Raw genomic sequence first — 16,486 nt, 5'->3', positions numbered from 1 at the left:
CAGATCCTGGCCTATAAGGCACCGGCTGATGGCGCACTATCCTCGGTCCGTCCAACAGAAGCGGTACCGGGGGGAAGGCGCGCGGCGATGGAGCAGCTGGCACCAGGGGATCCACAGCGCATCGGCGAGTACCGCCTGTTGGCCCGCCTCGGCGCGGGCGGCATGGGCCAGGTCTTCCTCGCCCGTTCCGACCGCGGCCGCACGGTCGCCGTCAAGCTCGTACGCCAGGAACTCGCGGAGCAGGAGGAGTTCCGCAGCCGCTTCCGTCAGGAGGTACGCGCCGCGCTGCGGGTCGGCGGCGAGTGGACCGCCCCCGTCCTGGACGCCGACACAGAGGCCCCGATCCCCTGGGTCGCCACCGGCTACATCGCCGGGCCCGCCCTGCACACCGTCGTCTCGGGCGACCACGGCCCGCTCCCCGAGCGCTCGGTCCGCAAACTCGCCTACGGCCTCGCGCACGCCCTGCAGAACATCCACGCGGCCGACCTCATCCACCGCGACCTCAAGCCGTCCAACATCCTGATCACCATCGACGGCCCCCGCGTCATCGACTTCGGCATCGCACGCGCCCTGGAAACGGTCACCGACGGTGGCCTGACCCGCACCGGCGCGCTCGTCGGCTCCCCCGGCTTCATGGCCCCCGAGCAGGTACGCGGCGACCGCGTGAGTGCCGCATGCGACATCTTCTGCCTCGGCTCGGTCCTCGCGTACGCGGCGACCGGCCGGCTCCCCTTCGGCTCGGCGGACAGCGGCGTGCACGCGCTGATGTTCCGCATCGCGCAGGAGGAGCCGGATCTGGCGGACCTCCCCGAGAGCCTGCTGGATCTCGTACGGGACTGCCTCGACAAGGACCCCGAGGCCCGCCCGACGATCGAGCAGATCCTGGAAAGCACGGCCTCCGACGCGGACCCCGAGCCCTGGCTGCCCGGCTCGCTGATCGCCCAACTCGGCCGCCACGCGGTCCAGTTGCTGGAGGTGGAACAGCCCCCCGCGGCACCGGCGCAGCAGCCGCCGACGATGACCTCGGTGAGCGTGGACGCCCCGAAGCCGCCCGTGCGGATGCCCACACCCCCGCCGCCCCTGCCCATGGCGTACAGGCACAACAACTACACCTACGGCTCCCCCCAGCAGCCCGGTTACGGCTACCCCCAGCAGCAGGGTCCCGCCCCGCACTTCCCCACACTCCCTGCCCCCGCGCCCCCGCGGCGCCGCGGCACCGTCGCCCTCGTCGCCGTCGCCCTGCTCGTCGCGGTCGCGGCAGGCACCTCGGTCTACGCGTTCTTGGGCGACATCGGCAAGAAGAAGGCCGCCGACGATCCCAAGCCGGGACCGACGACCTCGGCACCGGCCACCTCGGCGACACCCGGCCCGAGTACGTCATCGTCCCCACCCCCGACCCAGGACGGCAGCGTCCCGCAGGAGTACGTCGGCACCTGGCAGGGCTCCTTCGACACCGCCGACGGCACCAACACCCGCGTCATGACGATCACCCAGGGGACAACGGGCGAGACGGTCATGACCCTGTCGGGCACCGGCCCGAACTACGACTGCCGCTGGTCGGCCACCCTCCGTGCCCCGGGCCCGCCCCTCGAACTCGGCCCGACCCAGGTCACGTTCGGCGACCCGAAGCAGTGCTCACCGGGCCAGTGGAGCCGCCTGGACATGCCCGACGACACGACGATCGTCCGCGAGCTGGTGGGCTCGGGCGGGCAGCCGATCACGTACACGAAGCAGGGCTGAGACCTCAGCCCCAGCTCGCGCTGTAGAAGTTCCGGAAGTTCCGCCGCTCCTGGGCCGACAGAATCCAGCGGGCGCCCACCAGTCCGACCAGACTCGCGCCGATGACGACCAGCCCGGAGCCGAGACTTCCGAAGTCCGTGATCCCGGTGATCCTCCTCGATCCGTCTGCCACCCCCGAAGACCCGGGCGACCCCGGCGGGACGGCTCCGGCCGCCGATGGGGCGGGGTCGGCCGGGCCGCCCCCGCCACCGGAACCCGGATCGCCGAGCGACAGGCTCACCCCGAGGGCCTCCAGCGCCTTGGTCGCCGGCTGGAAGAACGTCGTACCGCCGGTGGTGCAGTCCCCGTTGCCGCCCGAGGTCACGCCGAGCGCCAGACCCTCCGAGAACAGCGGGCCCCCGCTGTCTCCGGGCTCGGCGCAGACCGTGGTCTCGATCAGGCCGGTGACCGTGCCCTCGGGGTAGTTCACCGTCGCGTTCAACGCGGTCACCTCTCCGGAGCGGAACCCCGTGGTGCTGCCGTTGCGGAAGACGCGCTGACCGACGACAGGATCGGCCGCGCCGACGATCCGCACCGCCCGGCCACCGCCGATGCCCACGATGTTGGCTCCGTCGGGTGGGTTGCCACCCTCGTACCGCACAAGGGAGAAGTCAGCGCCCGGGAAGGAGCCGTTCGTCGTGGTACCGACCAGCTGGTCGCCCTGCCGGTCCTGGAACCAGGTGGTGCCGACGGGGCCGCAGTGCCCGGCCGTGAGTATGAAGGTGTTCTGGCCGTCGGTCACGTTGAAGCCCACGGTGCAGCGGCCGTCGCCGGAGAAGACCGGGACACCGCCGTTCACCCTGGTGGTGAACGTGCCCTCGGTCCGTTCCATCTGGACGGAACCGCCGATGCCCTCGGCGACGCCGGACATACGCGACCAGTCGTCGGCGGAGACGGTGCTGTCGGCGCGCACCATGACCCTGTTGGACGCGTAGTCCACCGCCCAAGCGGTACCGGTCACCCGGGGCGCCGCACTCAGGGCCTCGGTGGCCGAGCGGAGTTCCCCCATGCTGTAGCGCACGACTTCGGCGCGCGCCCCCGCCTCCCGTACCTCGTCCGCCGCGTCCACGTCGGTGACTGCGACGACCGGGCGCCCGTCGGCGCCCATCCAACTCCCTGCGGTACGGGAGGCGCCGAGCCGCGAGACCAGACTGGTGACCGGATCGGCGGACGGGTCCGGCGGTTCGCCCGCCATCGCGCTCGAGACCATCAGCCCGCCGCAGACCAGTCCGCCGACGGCCGCCAGCCGCGCGATCCGCTGGAGTTTGCGTCGTGCGTGCCTCATACGCGGCCCCAAGGTCGTAACGGAAAGGCGTACCACTGCCATGGGGCCCGGAAACAATGCCCCATCTCCATACGTGCGGCTTCACTGTCCCGTTCAACTGAGGAGTGTGGACGCGACGTTGAGGAGAAGGAGCGGATGCACGAGGAGCTGGCCGAGCTGAACGCGGCCTCACGGCTCGACTGGTCGCAGGCGGCCATCGGCCTCCGGCCACGTGAGAACCCGAGAAGGGGGATCCACATGGCCGCCGGTCGACCGGGGGCCGGGTCGGCTCGAAGCACCACCTGCTCACCGGCTGCCCACGATCAACATCAGTCCCGGGACGAGAGTTCCGAGGTGTGAGACCCAGGACACTGCTGTCGGTCCGTTCGCGGAGATCAGGGTGGCACCGTCGACCCGGGTGAGGAAGGTGCCCTGCGTGCGGACCCGCCAATGCCCTTTGCGACCTCGGACATGCGTGACCACTCGGCGGCGGAGACGGTGCTGTCGGCGTGGACCACGACCTCGTTGGCGGCATAGTCGACGGCCAGGCGGTTCCGGACAACTGGGGCGCCGGGATGGATGGACAGCGGCTTCGTCTTCACCCCCGACTGGCAGACCCATCGGCCCTGCCAACCTCAGCCGCCGCTTCGGCCGACTCCTCGGCCGGGCCGGGCTCTGCCGCATCCGCTTCTACGACCTGCGCCACTCGACCGCCGCCCTGCTCCTGGAACAAGGCGTCGACCTCGTCGTCATCAAGAAACTTCTCGGCCACGCCCACATCGGTGTCACCGCCAGCGTCTACGCCCACGTCCGTCTCCAACGCCAGGCCATCGACACACTCAACGACGCACTCAGAGCAGGCACCTACGACGCTGACGACCCACCCGCCACAGCAGCCGTGCGCTGACGTCGCCGTCAACACCCCAGAAGCCCCGCCGGAAATAACCCCGGCGGGGCTTCGTGAATTGATTCGGGTATCGGCCGGGGCTATCGCCGACTGCCCCTACTTTATACGACTGCGGCAACCCAGATCGTCACATCATTCGCGATTCTTGATGGCGTACCCCCTGACACGACCCGATGCTCGCGTCGCTGCGGGTTTCGGTACTCCACTTCGAATCGTCCATCCGAATCCAGCGTAACGACTACATACCACTGGCTATGAGAATCGCGAGACTCGACCGTCAGGAACGAATTGTCCGGATAATTCAACTCCTCGATCAATTCAAACAGCAGATCTTCAGAGAGTCCCTCGAATGATTCACCATTCTCCGATTCGACGGAATATGAAGCGGCACCAGATGACACGTTGCCTCCAACCTCCAAGGTAAGGACATCATTTACCCTCCGTCCCGATCCGAAAAGAATCGACCGCCAGTAACATACTGGAGATCCTTCTCCCAGGACTGCGTCGGAGACACAGACCCTCGATGGGGCTCCAGGTTCAACGGGCCGGGATGCCTTTGTGTCATATACCACTCGGCATCGAAGGCGTCCCGCCTGGAGTCATAGTTCTTGACGATCACCATTCGCGTTCCGTTTTCGTATTCGGAATTCTTGTACCTGCCAACCGGATTCTTTGAAATTCCCCATTTCAGCATTTTCCCGGTCTGCGGGTGAACGAGCGCATAGAGAGACGTCTGCCCGGCATCCGGAAGGGGTCCACTAATCGGCTTACCCGTATTAAATGACGGGCAACTTGAATTGTGAACCAGGACCGGCGTGGCCCCCGCCAGCACATAGTACGTGTGGAGGTCGTCGACGGTGAGGTTGTAGGTGCGAGCGTGCTTGCGAGCCCGGCCATGTCAACCAGCACATCCAGACTGCGACCGCCAACCTCTTCATGCGCATGCTCACCCCGCGCGGGTAGCCAGGTGATCCCAACTTCATGGCTCGGACGCCGGGATGCACAACAGGAGGATAGGTGGAGCTGCTGAGGCCTTCCTGGCCTCGGGCAGCAAGCCGATCACGTACACGAAGCTGGGCTGAGCCCCTCGTCGGACGGCTCAGCCCAGCTCGCGTTGCAGCAGCTCCGGTACTCGACATCGCGCCACAAGCCCGTGGGCCCCTGAAACCAGGGGCCCCCACACCTCAGTACGTACCGCCCCGCCGTCCTGTTCACCCCGCGTCGGAATCGGATCGCGCAGGATGCCCCGTCGGGGTCAGCTGAGCAGCGCTGACGCGGCGTTGCGCAGGAGCAGCGGGTGTACGAACCGGTCCGCCGTGGTCGGTGGGAAGCGCCAGGACAGCGGCCAGGTGCGGCCGCGGAGGGCGGGCACGGGAATGTAACTGACGTTCGCGGGCCCTGAGTTGAGCCGGGTCACGCCACGCGGCCAGGGCCGGTGGGAGGTAGTTCCTGCCGGTACGAGGAAGTAGACCGACCGCCGCCCGGACGCCTCGACGACGACGGGCCCGGGGTCACCGCCGGTCAGCTGCTCCAGGAGGTCGGCGAGACGACGGCCGTCCTCGTCGTCGACGCGTACGGCGTCGAATTGCACGCCGGCCTTGCGGAGCTGGAATCCGGAAGCCGGAATCCAATCGAGGTTTAGTTGGCGACTTTGCGTATCCACAAGGACAGTCTGGGTGACCTTGGCTAGCGTTTTCCATGACCGCGAGGAGGGGGTCAGACATACGTTGCCCTGCTCGAACTCCTTCTAACGCGGGTCGAATTCGGACGGGTCTGGTTGAGACCGGTTGAGTCCGGTTGAGTCGAAGCGGTGATCGTAAATGGCACGTGCGGAGAACAAGGAAACGGCGGGTCCGGCGACGCGTCTGGTGGCGAATGTGGCGCGCAATATGCGGGTGCAGAAGGGATGGACACAGGAACAGCTGGGCAACGAAATCGGCTTCACGGGCGCGGCGGTGAGCGCGATGGAGACGTGCGCGCAGCCCGCGAGCGACCAGATGCTGGTGGAGCTGGAGAGGGTGCTGGGGGGTGGGACGGGGATCTTCGAGGAGGCGAGGACACACGTACGGCTGGACAAGTACCCGGCCCAGTTCAAGAACTACGCGTTGCTGGAGCAGAAGGCGGTGGGGCTGTGTCTGTACGCGACGCTCGTCGTGCACGGGCTGTTCCAGACGGAGGAGTATGCGCGGGCGCTGATCGGGGGCGGATACCCGCCGCTGTCCGAGGGGCGGGTGGAGGAGCTGGTTGAGGCTCGGATGGCGCGCAGGGCACTGTTCGAGCGGGAGCCGGTGGCGCTGATCGAGCTCGTGTTGGAGGAGTCCGTTCTGCGCAGGACGATCGGCAGCGAGGATGTCATGCGGGGCCAGATGCAGCGCCTTGCGGAGTGCGCGCGGCGGCGCAATGTGACGCTTCAGGTGTTACCGCTGGACTGCGGGCTGAGCGGTGAGTACGCAGGGGCACGTGGCGGGTTGACTCTGCTAGAGACCCCGGAACACGACCACCTGGTGTATCTGGAGATCCAGGGCGAGAGCCTGCTGATCAAGGACCCCGCAAAGGTGAGTACGTACTCCCAGCGGTATGCGAGGATCCGTGCACAGGCCCTGGATCCCCGTGAATCACTGGGTCTCATCGAGCGGTTGGCAGGAGATCAGCAATGAGCAGCAGCCTCCGATGGTTCAAGTCGAGCTACAGCGACGACAGTGGCGGCGAGTGCATCGAAGTGGCCTTCGACTGGCGTAAGTCCTCGTACAGCAGCTCAAGCGGTGGCGACTGCGTCGAGGTCGCCGCCTGCCCCCACACCATCCACATCCGCGACTCCAAGCAGGCCGACGGCCCCACCTTCGCCGTCACCCCCACCACCTGGGCGAACTTCGTCGACTGGGCGAGCTGAATCCGTACGTAGGAGGAGCCATGACGATAACGGGCACAGCGGTACCGGGTCCGGCGGGTCTGCCGTTGCTAGGCTCGATGTTCGAGCTGAAGCGGGACTCGCTCGGCACTTTCCTCAACGCACAGCGCGAGCACGGCGACGTTGTCAGGATCACCGCGGGCCCGCCCGGGCTGCGGGCCGAGCTGTACGCGGTGTTCTCCGCGGAGGGCGCACAGCAGGTGCTGGCGACGGAATCGGCCAACTTCCGCAAGGACAACGCCTTTTATCAGGAGGTCCGGGAGTCGTTCGGCAACGGCCTGCTGACCAGCCAGGACGACGACTACCTCCGGCAGCGGCGGCTCGTGCAGCCGCTGTTCACCCGCCGCCGGGTCGACGGCTACGCCGACGCCGTCACCGCCGAGACCTCGGCCCTGCTCTCCTCCTGGCGCACCGCCCCCAACGCCACGGTCGACGTCGTCGACGAAACGACCCGGCTCACTCTACGGGCGGTTGCCCGCATCCTGTTCGGCACGGACGTCGAGGCGGCGGTCGACGTCGTGCAGCGCTGTTTCCCGATCATCGGCGAGTACACGCTTACCCGCGGCTACTCCCCCGCCAACTTCCCGCGCAGCTGGCCCACTCCCGCCAACCGGCGGGCCGCCGCCGCGATGGAAGATCTATTCGCGGTGTGCGACGGGATCATCGAAAAGCGGCGGGCGGAGGGGGACGCGGCACAGGGCGAGGATCTGCTGACGCTCCTCTCCCAGGCCGAGAGCGCGGAGGACGGCTCCCTCGACGCGTCCGAGATCCGCGACCAGGTGCTGATATTCCTGCTCGCCGGGCATGAGACGACGGCCACGTCGCTCGCGTTCGCGCTGCATCTGCTGGCCCGCCACCCCGAGCAGCAGGCGCGGGCGCGGGACGAGGTCGTACGCGTACTGAACGGACGGACCCCGGGCGCCGCGGATCTCGACGCACTCCCGTATCTGACGCAGGTGCTGAAGGAGGCGATGCGGCTCTATCCGGCGGGCCCGGTCATCGGCCGTCAGGCGGTCGCAGCGGCGGAGATCGGCGGGCACACGATCCCGGCCGGCGCGGATGTGATCGTCGCGCCCTGGGTGACGCACCGGCATCCGGGGTACTGGGACGATCCGGAGCGCTTCGACCCGGAACGGTTCACGCCGGAGCGGGAGAAGGAGCGGCCGCGGTATGCGTGGTTCCCGTTCGGCGGCGGGCCGCGGGCGTGTATCGGTCAGCACTTCTCGATGCTGGAGTCGGTGCTGGCGCTGGCGATGATCCTGCGGGAGTACGAGCTGGACGCGGTCGACGTCGATGTCCCGGTCGACACGGGCATCACCCTGCGCGCGGCGGGCCCGGCGCGGTGCGCGCTGCGCCGTGTGGACGGGGCGTCCGCCTGACGCGGAGACGCAGAGACGCGGGGCCCGGGCGTGATCCGGACCCCGCGCCACTTCACGCGCCCGCCCCACGCCCCGCCACCCTCCGCACGACGCGCAGCAGGTACTCCTCGCGGTTGAGCGGATCGTTGTCCGTCCGCGGCCGGGCCGGGGTTGTGCCGCGGACCGGCTGGTAGTGGTCGAAGGCGCATTCCAGTACGCCCTCGCCACGGGTCAGCCCCGGCAGTTCCTGCTCCAGCGCGTGCACGCGGGCCGCCGGAATCGCACCCTCCAGCAGGCACGACGTACCCCGGACGTCCTGCGTGTGCGGAACGGCGCCCAGCCGGGCCAGCGCGGACACCATCGGCCCCAGCACGTCCGCGGGAGCGTCGAGCCGGAAGTGGTGCATCGGCTCGTACACCCTGGTCCCGGCCTGCTTCAGCGCGCTCATCAGGACCAACGGCGTCAGGTTGCGGAAGTCTCCTGCCGTGCTCGACATGCTCTTGTCGAAGATGGCGTGGGAGTGGCTCTGCCGCGGCCAGTAGCCGGAGTGCGTCATGGTGACCGTGCAGTCGGCGACCTCCCAGCCGTAAATCCCCTGGTTCAGCGTCTCTTTGACGGTTTCCTCGACTGCTTTGAAGAACGCGTACGGCATCGACCCGAGCTCGACCTCCCGACGGAATTCGACGCCGCTGCCGACCGGCGCCGGATCGATGCGCAGCCCGACGGTTCCGAGAAATGGGTCGAGGTCCTTCTCGTAGCCCGAACCGGTGCCGATGGGCCGCTCGATGCAGATGGTCGTCGTCTCACGGAATGTGACGTCGATGCCGAAGTCGTCGGCCAGCGTTGCCTGGATGACTTCCTTCTGCACTTCGCCGTAGAGCGAGACGGACACTTCTTGGCGAATGTCGTCCTGCCGCAGGTTGATCAGCGGGTCCTGCTCGGCGAGTTGGGTCAGCGCGAAGTGCAACGCGCCTTTGTCGGCCGGTCGGCAGGGGACGACGACCGTTTCCAGCGTCGGCGGCGCGAAATAATGACGCGTCGAGGTCCTTCCCGATACGCCGATCTCATCGCCGATCCGGATATCGCCGAGTCCCCAGACCTTGCCGATCTGCCCTGCGGCGACGGACTCACGCCGGACGGCCGAGCCCCGCTCGAAGACGCTGATCGCGGTGACCTTGTCCTCGTCGTCATTGCGGAATCGCAGCCGATCGCGGATTCGTACGGTCCCCGAGAACATGCGCACGTACGCGATCTTCTCCCCGGCCGGACCACGTTCGACCTTGAAGACCGTGCCCGAAACGGGGCCGTCCGCATCGCCTTCCGTCGCGGGCAGCAGTTCCCTGACACCGGCGATCAGCGAATCCACGCCCGCGCCGGTGATGGCCGAGCCGAAGTACACCGGGTGCACCAGCGCCTGCCCGGTCTGGGCCGCGAGCTCGCCGCGGAGCCGGGCGTACGAGATGGTCGTCTCGTCGTCGACGTACGCGGCGAGAAAGGCGTCGTCGTGGTCGGCGAGCAGATCGACGAGACGGGAGGTGAAGGCGGCGTCGGCGTCGGTGCAGGGCGTCCAGCGGGCGGTGCGGGTGCCGAGTTCGTCGGCCGATCCCATCGGGAGGAACGCCGGAGCGAGCTTCTCGGAAATGCTGCGCAGGACGGGTTCGTACTGCGCGCCGCTGCGGTCGATCTTGTTCACGAAGATGAGGGTGGGAATGCGGAGGCGCTGGAGCGTCCGCATCAGCACGCGGGTCTGCGCCTGCACGCCCTCCACGGCGGAGATGACGAGCACGGCGCCGTCGAGCACGCTCAGCACGCGTTCCACCTCGGCGATGAAGTCCGGGTGGCCGGGGGTGTCGATGAGATTGACGGTGATGTCATCGATGACGAAGGACACGACGGCGGACTTGATCGTGATGCCGCGTTGCCGTTCCAGCGCCAGGGAATCGGTCTGGGTGCTGCCGTCGTCGACGCTGCCGATCTCGTCGATTACACCGGCGGTGTGGAGGAGCCGCTCGGTCAGGCTTGTCTTACCGGCGTCGACATGCGCCAGGATTCCGAGGTTCAACGTCCGCACGAAGCGTCATGTCCTTTAGGTGGGTGGAAATTACCTGCTGGGTGGACATGGACGTCGTGCGCATTGAGGTCTCCTCCTGGTGGTTCGGCTGTCGCGGGGAGTACAGCGGATGGCTGCGGGGGTGGGCAAGCGATTTAATGGCGGGTGCGGGACCGGGCTCGAGCCGGTCCCGCACCGCGTACTACTCGACGATCCGGATCGTCCGGATGCCAGTGCCCAGGTACCGCGAAGGTGTCAGCGTCAGCACGGGCCGACCGCGAGGCCCGCCTCCGAGTTCAGTCGCCCGGCCCATCGAAGCCGTTCACCCCCCAGGGTGACCTCAGGACGAACATCCGGCATCGGGACCAGTAACCCGCTCCCACACCCCCCGCTGCCCTCTTACCGTTGCCGCCCGCCAGGCAGTGCAGGGGGAGTGCGAGGAGAAGAACCCGTGGAGTGGCTCAGCGCCGAGAATGTCGTGGCCGTCCTCACCGCCGTACTCGGCATCCTGGCCTCCGGGGCCGTGCTCTGGTACGAACGCCGGGTGCCGCGGCGCAAGCGCATCGGGTACCGGGTCCAGCTGGACACCCCGATCGGCAGCAACGTACGCAGCGGGCGGCCCAACTTCCGGCTCGGGCTGTTCAACGAGACACCGGAGATGTCCGACGCCACGCTCGTACTGCTGCGCATCGAGAACGACGGCTCACAGAGCATCGCCGACAACGACTACACCGGGCGCGAAGTCCACGGCCTGACCGCCGAGTTCACCGACCGCACCATCCGCGCCATCGCCGTCACACAGCCGCTCGGCGCCGAGCATCTGATGGACCACTTCACGCCCGCCGCGGGCATGCGGCACAGCGGCAGCACGATCTATCTGCCGCGCGTCCCGCTCAACCGCGGGCAGCACTTCAAGCTGCTGGTGCTGCTCACCGGCGCGGGTGTCGGCAGCGAGATCACCGTCAGCGGCGGCATCCGGGACGGCCAGGTGATGCCGAACCGTTCCATCACGCCCGACGACAAGCCGCCGCAGTTCAGCAGGCCCGCGCGGCTGATCACCGTGCTGCTCACGGCCTGCGTCATCACGCTCGCGTCGATCATCGTCGTACGGGACGACACCCGACCCCCGATCGGCTGCGCCAAAGGCACGCTGACGCTGACCGGTTCGACCGCCTTCGCGCCGGTGGTGAAGGAGCTGGCGAAGAAGTACGAGAAGGACTGCGAGGGCTCCACCGTCATCGTCGACGCGCATGGCAGCACCGCCGGAATAAGAGCGCTGGCGGAGGCAGGCGCACAGGCCAAGAACGGCTCCCCCGCGCTGATCGCCCTCGCCGACGGGCCCAAGCCGGGCGGCTATCCGCAGCTGCGCGAGAACCGCGTCGCCGTCTCCGTCTTCGCGCTCGTCGTCAACGACCGGGTGCCGGTGCGGAATCTCTCGGCCGACGAGATACGCAGGCTCTACCGCGGCGAGATCAACAACTGGAACCAGCTGAACGGGCCCGATATGCCCGTGCTGCTGGTCAGCAGGGACGCCAACTCCGGTACCCGCGAGGTGTTCCAGCGCCGGGTGCTGCGGCGGAACGAGCCCGCGAACTCCTCGCGCGACTGCGAGAGCAAGGACGACGGCGAGGCCAAGGTCGTACGCTGCGAGCTCGACAGCACGGAACAGGTGCTGAACACCGTGGCCCGGCTGCCGGGAGCGATCGGCTACAGCGAACTGCGGGCCGGGACCGGGCTCAAGGGGCTGCACCGGCTGAACATCGACGGGGAGCCGCCGTCCGTGGACGACATCGGCGAGAGCACGTATCCGTACCGGGAGATCGAGTACGCGTACACCTACGGCCAGCCGCCGGCCGACTCGCTCGCCTCCAGTTTCCTCGGCTACATGAGCCGGGGGAACGGGCAGGACGTCATCCGCACGCACGGCCATCTGCCGTGCGCGACGCCGAAGGGGCTGCGGATCTGCGGCGAGGGCTGAGCCGAGGGCTTGCCGGGGCTCAGCCCCGGAACCCCGCGGGTCAATCTCCCCCAGACTTCGTCCGGGGGACCCCCGCGGGGCTGGATTTCTGGGCGACCTGTTGGGCCGCCAAGGCATAGTCGCGCACCAGCTCACGGTGGTCGTCCGCCCGCCACGCCAGCGCCAGCCGACTCGGCGATACGCCGCGCACGGGGCGGGTGACGACACCGCCGAGGGTGAGCAGCGGTGCATTGCCGGTGGCCACCAGGCACACCCCGCGGCCGTCGACGAGTGCCTCGTACGTCTCCTCCGTACTGGCGATCTCGGCGCCGACACGGGCCGGGCGGCCGCCGCGGGCGTCCAGGGCGAGCCAGTAGTCGCGCAGTTCACCGGTGCTCTCGGGCAGCGCCAGGAACGGCTCGTCCAGCAGATCGGCGAAGTCGACCGTCTCGCGCCCGGCCAGTGGATGTGTCTCGGGCAGGGCGACGAGGCGCGGCTCGGTGGCCACCACAAACCACCGGTAGCGGTCCGGGTCGGTGAGCGGCAGCCATACGTATGCCGCGTCGCAAGTCCCGTCCGCGAGCCCCGCCGTCGCGTCCTCCCAGCCGACCTGGCGCAGCTTGATGCGGGCGTGCGGGTGGGCGTCGGTGAACCGGGAGCGGATCGCGGGCAGCAGCCCGCCGCGGCCGGGGCTGGTGCTCATCCCGACGACCAGCGTCGCCTGCTGCTCGGCCGTCGCGCGCGCGACCGCGTCTTCGGCGGCACTCCAGCGGGCCAGCACATCGCGGGCGTGCGGCAGCAGCGCCGTACCGACCGGGGTCAGCCGCACCCCCTGACGGTCACGCTCGAACAGCGGTGCGCCGAGCTGCCGCTCCAGCATCCTGATCTGCTTGCTCAGCGCGGGCTGCGACACAAACAGCCGCTCGGCCGCGCGGGTGAAGTGGAGCTCCTCCGCCACGGCCACGAAGTACCGGAGATCCCGTCCGTGCACGTCCATAACCATTGGTTATCACGACAGGTCTTGGACGGCCAATCGCAGGACGGCGCAAGGTGGTTGCGTACCCAGGAACGCGATGAAGACGAGGGAGAAAGCGATGAGCAAGGTCTGGCTGATCACGGGAGCGAACAGCGGCTTCGGCCGGGCAATCACCGAGGCGGCGGTTGCCGCCGGCGATGTCGTCGTCGCCACCGCCCGCCCGCATCGCCAGGCTGGACGAGGTGGCCGCCGCCCACCCCGGCCAGGTGGAGGCGCTCGCCCTGGATGTCACGGACACGGCCGCCGTCGAGGCCGTCGTACGGGACGTGACCGACCGGCACGGACGGATCGACGTACTGGTCAACAACGCAGGCCGCACGCATGTCGGCGCGGTCGAGGAGACCACCGACGCCGAGCTGCGCTCGCTCTTCGACGTCCACGTCTTCGGACCCGCCGCGCTGATCCGGGCCGTATTGCCGCACATGCGCGCTCGCCGCTCCGGGGCGATCGTGCAGCTGAGCAGTGTGGGCGGGCAGATGTCCTTCGCCGGTTTCTCGGCGTACAGCGCCACCAAATTTGCGCTGGAGGGCCTGTCCGAGGCGCTGGCCGACGAGGTGGGGCGACTGGGCATCAAGGTGCTGATCGTGGAACCGGGGGCCTTCCGCACCAGCCTGTTCGGCAACAGAAGCGCCAGCGAGGCGATCACCGAGACGGCGGACTACGCGGAGACGGTCGCGGCGACCCGGCGGATGGTCGAGAGCGGGAACGGTACGCAGCCGGGCGACCCGGCGAAGGCCGCGGCCGCGATCCTCGCCGCCCTGGACGCGGAGGAGACGCCGCTGCGGCTGGCGCTGGGTGACGACGCGATCGACGCGATCCTGGGCCACCTCGACCTCGTGCGCGCGGATGTCACGGCGTGGGAGAAGGCCGGGCGGGACACGCGCCTGGCTTGAGACGCGTGAGCACCCCCGGGGACGGGTCCCTGGGGGCGCTCACCTATGTGTCCTACGAGAGGAACGAGTTGATCTCGATCGTCTCGGTACGGCCCGGGCCGACCCCGATCGCCGAGATCGGCGCGCCCGACATCTCCTCCAGCGCCTTCACATAGTCCTGCGCGTTCTTCGGCAGGTCCGCGAAGGTCTTCGCCTTGGTGATGTCCTCGGACCAGCCCGGCAGGTACTCGTACACCGGCTTCGCGTGGTGGAAGTCAGTCTGGGAGTACGGGAGCTCCTCGACACGCTTGCCGTCGATCTCGTACGCGACACACACCGGGATCTGCTCCCAGCCGGTCAGCACGTCCAGCTTGGTGAGGAAGAAGTCGGTGAGGCCGTTGACCCGGGTCGCGTACCGCGCGATGACCGCGTCGAACCAGCCGCAGCGGCGGTCACGGCCGGTGGTCACGCCCCGCTCGCCGCCGATGCGGCGCAGCGCCTCGCCGTCCTCGTCGAAGAGCTCCGTCGGGAACGGGCCCGCGCCGACGCGGGTCGTGTACGCCTTGAGAATGCCGATGACCCGGCTGATCTTCGTCGGGCCGACGCCGGCGCCGGTGCAGGCGCCGCCCGCGGTCGGGTTCGACGAGGTGACGAAGGGATACGTGCCGTGGTCGACGTCGAGCAGCGTGCCCTGGCCGCCCTCGAAGAGGACGACCTTGCCCTCGTCGATCGCGTTGTTCAGGATCAGCGTGGTGTCGGCGACGTACGGCTTGATCTGCTCCGCGTACTGGAGCATCTCCTCGACGATCTTGCCGGCCTCGATGGCGCGGCGGTTGTAGACCTTGGCGAGGAGCTGGTTCTTGGACTCGAGCGCCGCCTCGACCTTCTGCTCCAGGATCGACTCGTCGTAGAGGTCCTGGACGCGGATGCCGGTGCGGTTGATCTTGTCGGCGTAGGTCGGGCCGATGCCGCGGCCGGTCGTGCCGATCTTCCGCTTGCCGAGGAACCGTTCCGTCACCTTGTCGAGGGTGACGTTGTACGGAGTGATCAAATGCGCGTTACCGCTGATCAGCAGCTTGGACGTGTCGATGCCACGGTCGTTCAGCCCGCTCAGCTCGGAGAGCAGAACCGCCGGATCCACGACGACGCCGTTGCCGATGACCGGAGTACATCCCGGCGAGAGGATTCCGGAAGGGAGGAGATGGAGCGCATACTTCTGATCGCCCACGACGACCGTGTGGCCGGCATTGTTGCCGCCCTGATAGCGCACTACATAATCCACGGATCCACCGAGCAGGTCGGTGGCCTTTCCCTTGCCTTCGTCACCCCACTGAGCACCGAGCAGCACAAGTGCGGGCACAGGCGTACACCCCTTCCGGGCGGGGCAAGACCAAGGTCAGGGGGCCTGAGCCGTGCCTGAGTCTTCGGACCGGTTGCCCCGGAATAGACGAAGCCCCTGGCGCAATAGCGCAAGGGGCTCTTGCACAAAGATGCTACCCGAGGAAGGACCGAGGTGTCGGCTCACGACCAGCTACTGGTGGTCATCGACCCGGTCGCCCGCCGAAGTGACGGCGAGTCCGTGCGGATCGCGAAAGATGTGCTGTGTGGCGGGTCGGAGGCGAAAATCTGCCTCCCCGAGGGGCCGGAGGAATTCGCGCGGGCACTGGCCCGCAGGGGGTCGCGACGGCCGGTGGTGATCGGTGACGACCGGGCGCTGCTGCGTGCGGTGGCGCTGCTGCACCGGGATCGCTGGCTGGGTGACGGGGCGCTGGCACTGGTTCCGGTGGGGCCGTCCGCCTCCGTGGAACTGGCGCATTCGCTGGGCGTGCCCCGGGGGGCGGTGGCGGCGGCGCGGGCGGTGCTCGACGGAGCCGTACGCCGCCTTGACCTGCTGGTGGACGAGAGCGACGGGGTCGTGCTGGGGGATCTGTCGATCCCGGCGGCGTCGGCGCGGGCGGCTCCCGGGGCGAACGGCGTGTCGGTGTGGGGCACCTGCCGCTCGCTGGTCCGCACGCTGGTCCGCACGCCGCCGGCTGCGGTGGTGCGGACGCACCGGTTGCGGGTGGAGGCGGACGGGGTGCTGCTGACGGACCTGGACCGGGTGGTGGAGGCGGTGACGGTGCGGGCGGGCGACGGGCGCGCGGAGGTGGTCGTCCGGCACGGCGCGCATGCGGAGCCGGTCATGGCTCGCGCCTTGACGGTGACGGTCTCGGGCGCGGACTTCCGCTACCGGGCGGACGCGTTGGTGACGGGGCCGGTGAGGACGCGGACGTGGACGCTGCGGGCGGGGGCGTGGGGGTTGACGCTGCCGTCGGGGGCGGTGGTGGCGGGCGCGGGGGGTTAGCCGGGGCCGTC

The 16,486-nt window shown here is 68.7% G+C and carries 12 protein-coding genes and 3 pseudogenes; 8 read left to right on the top strand and 7 right to left on the bottom strand.

The genetic code is table 11. The features are described from left to right. Window positions 1–87: 87 nt before the first annotated feature. On the top strand, window positions 88–1,740 hold the full coding sequence (locus ACZ3H8_RS19625; protein ID WP_467403460.1) for a serine/threonine-protein kinase: 1,653 nt from the start codon (window positions 88–90) through the stop codon (window positions 1,738–1,740). Between the two features lie 4 nt (window positions 1,741–1,744). On the opposite strand, the gene ACZ3H8_RS19620 is transcribed toward ACZ3H8_RS19625, so the two are convergent. Beyond that, entirely contained in the window at window positions 1,745–3,064 is a 1,320-nt protein-coding gene (locus ACZ3H8_RS19620; protein ID WP_467403457.1) for a S1 family peptidase, read from the bottom strand. Between the two features lie 374 nt (window positions 3,065–3,438). Continuing rightward, window positions 3,439–3,561, bottom strand: coding sequence for a hypothetical protein (locus ACZ3H8_RS19615; protein WP_467404071.1), 123 nt, complete (start codon window positions 3,559–3,561; stop codon window positions 3,439–3,441). Between the two features lie 58 nt (window positions 3,562–3,619). Between ACZ3H8_RS19615 and ACZ3H8_RS19610 the strand changes: the two are divergent. Further along, window positions 3,620–3,950, top strand: a pseudogene (locus ACZ3H8_RS19610) (tyrosine-type recombinase/integrase); the annotation flags it as partial. Window positions 3,951–4,736: 786 nt separating this feature from the next. Here ACZ3H8_RS19610 and ACZ3H8_RS19605 read toward each other — a convergent pair. After that, window positions 4,737–4,833: pseudogene (locus tag ACZ3H8_RS19605) on the bottom strand (hypothetical protein); the annotation flags it as partial. Between the two features lie 372 nt (window positions 4,834–5,205). Then, the gene (locus ACZ3H8_RS19600) at window positions 5,206–5,613 is read right to left on the bottom strand and encodes a hypothetical protein (RefSeq protein WP_467403456.1); all 408 of its coding nucleotides are present in this window, start codon (window positions 5,611–5,613) and stop codon (window positions 5,206–5,208) included. A 157-nt stretch (window positions 5,614–5,770) separates the two neighbouring features. Here ACZ3H8_RS19600 and ACZ3H8_RS19595 point away from each other — a divergent pair, with 157 nt between their 5' ends. Genes ACZ3H8_RS19595 through ACZ3H8_RS19585 form a run of 3 tightly spaced genes read left to right on the top strand, consistent with a single transcriptional unit; the run spans window position 5,771 to window position 8,237 of the window. Next, on the top strand, window positions 5,771–6,607 hold the full coding sequence (locus ACZ3H8_RS19595; RefSeq protein ID WP_467403454.1) for a helix-turn-helix domain-containing protein: 837 nt from the start codon (window positions 5,771–5,773) through the stop codon (window positions 6,605–6,607). Next, window positions 6,604–6,840 (top strand): DUF397 domain-containing protein, encoded by a 237-nt coding sequence (locus tag ACZ3H8_RS19590; protein ID WP_467403452.1) that lies wholly within the window; start codon window positions 6,604–6,606, stop codon window positions 6,838–6,840. Before ACZ3H8_RS19595 ends, ACZ3H8_RS19590 begins: the two co-directional genes overlap by 4 nt. Window positions 6,841–6,860: 20 nt before the next feature. Beyond that, window positions 6,861–8,237 (top strand): cytochrome P450, encoded by a 1,377-nt coding sequence (locus ACZ3H8_RS19585; protein ID WP_467403450.1) that lies wholly within the window; start codon window positions 6,861–6,863, stop codon window positions 8,235–8,237. Between the two features lie 52 nt (window positions 8,238–8,289). Here ACZ3H8_RS19585 and ACZ3H8_RS19580 read toward each other — a convergent pair whose 3' ends face one another. Continuing rightward, the gene (locus tag ACZ3H8_RS19580) at window positions 8,290–10,287 is read right to left on the bottom strand and encodes a GTP-binding protein (protein ID WP_467403448.1); all 1,998 of its coding nucleotides are present in this window, start codon (window positions 10,285–10,287) and stop codon (window positions 8,290–8,292) included. Window positions 10,288–10,717: 430 nt separating this feature from the next. On the opposite strand from ACZ3H8_RS19580, the gene ACZ3H8_RS19575 reads away from it, so the two are divergent. After that, complete coding sequence (locus ACZ3H8_RS19575) at window positions 10,718–12,244, top strand: substrate-binding domain-containing protein (protein WP_467403446.1); 1,527 nt, start codon at window positions 10,718–10,720, stop codon at window positions 12,242–12,244. 40 nt (window positions 12,245–12,284) lie between these two features. Here the strand turns inward: ACZ3H8_RS19575 and ACZ3H8_RS19570 are convergent, their stop codons facing one another. Beyond that, window positions 12,285–13,226: a LysR family transcriptional regulator gene (locus tag ACZ3H8_RS19570; RefSeq protein ID WP_467403444.1), complete on the bottom strand. Its 942-nt coding sequence runs from the start codon at window positions 13,224–13,226 to the stop codon at window positions 12,285–12,287. A 91-nt stretch (window positions 13,227–13,317) separates the two neighbouring features. Here ACZ3H8_RS19570 and ACZ3H8_RS19565 point away from each other — a divergent pair. Beyond that, window positions 13,318–14,152, top strand: a pseudogene (locus tag ACZ3H8_RS19565) (oxidoreductase). Between the two features lie 52 nt (window positions 14,153–14,204). Here ACZ3H8_RS19565 and ACZ3H8_RS19560 read toward each other — a convergent pair. After that, a complete protein-coding gene (locus ACZ3H8_RS19560) occupies window positions 14,205–15,491 on the bottom strand; it encodes an adenylosuccinate synthase (RefSeq protein WP_467403442.1) in 1,287 nt (428 codons plus the stop codon). Between the two features lie 153 nt (window positions 15,492–15,644). Here ACZ3H8_RS19560 and ACZ3H8_RS19555 point away from each other — a divergent pair, with 153 nt between their 5' ends. Next, window positions 15,645–16,475, top strand: coding sequence for a diacylglycerol kinase (locus ACZ3H8_RS19555; protein ID WP_467403439.1), 831 nt, complete (start codon window positions 15,645–15,647; stop codon window positions 16,473–16,475). Window positions 16,476–16,486: the final 11 nt, after the last annotated feature.

Source organism: Streptomyces sp. NPDC002868 (assembly GCF_055563295.1).
Note: the sequence above shows the minus strand (reverse complement) of the source record. Positions and strands in the feature narration are given on the sequence as shown.

Bases quoted from the DNA above. Each gene is read 5' to 3' on its own strand.
- ACZ3H8_RS19625 (WP_467403460.1), top strand. From the start codon at position 88: ATGGAGCAGCTGGCACCAGGGGATCCACAGCGCATCGGCGAGTACCGC.
- ACZ3H8_RS19620 (WP_467403457.1), bottom strand. From the start codon at position 3,064: ATGAGGCACGCACGACGCAAACTCCAGCGGATCGCGCGGCTGGCGGCC.
- ACZ3H8_RS19595 (WP_467403454.1), top strand. From the start codon at position 5,771: ATGGCACGTGCGGAGAACAAGGAAACGGCGGGTCCGGCGACGCGTCTG.
- ACZ3H8_RS19590 (WP_467403452.1), top strand. From the start codon at position 6,604: ATGAGCAGCAGCCTCCGATGGTTCAAGTCGAGCTACAGCGACGACAGT.
- ACZ3H8_RS19585 (WP_467403450.1), top strand. From the start codon at position 6,861: ATGACGATAACGGGCACAGCGGTACCGGGTCCGGCGGGTCTGCCGTTG.
- ACZ3H8_RS19570 (WP_467403444.1), bottom strand. From the start codon at position 13,226: ATGGTTATGGACGTGCACGGACGGGATCTCCGGTACTTCGTGGCCGTG.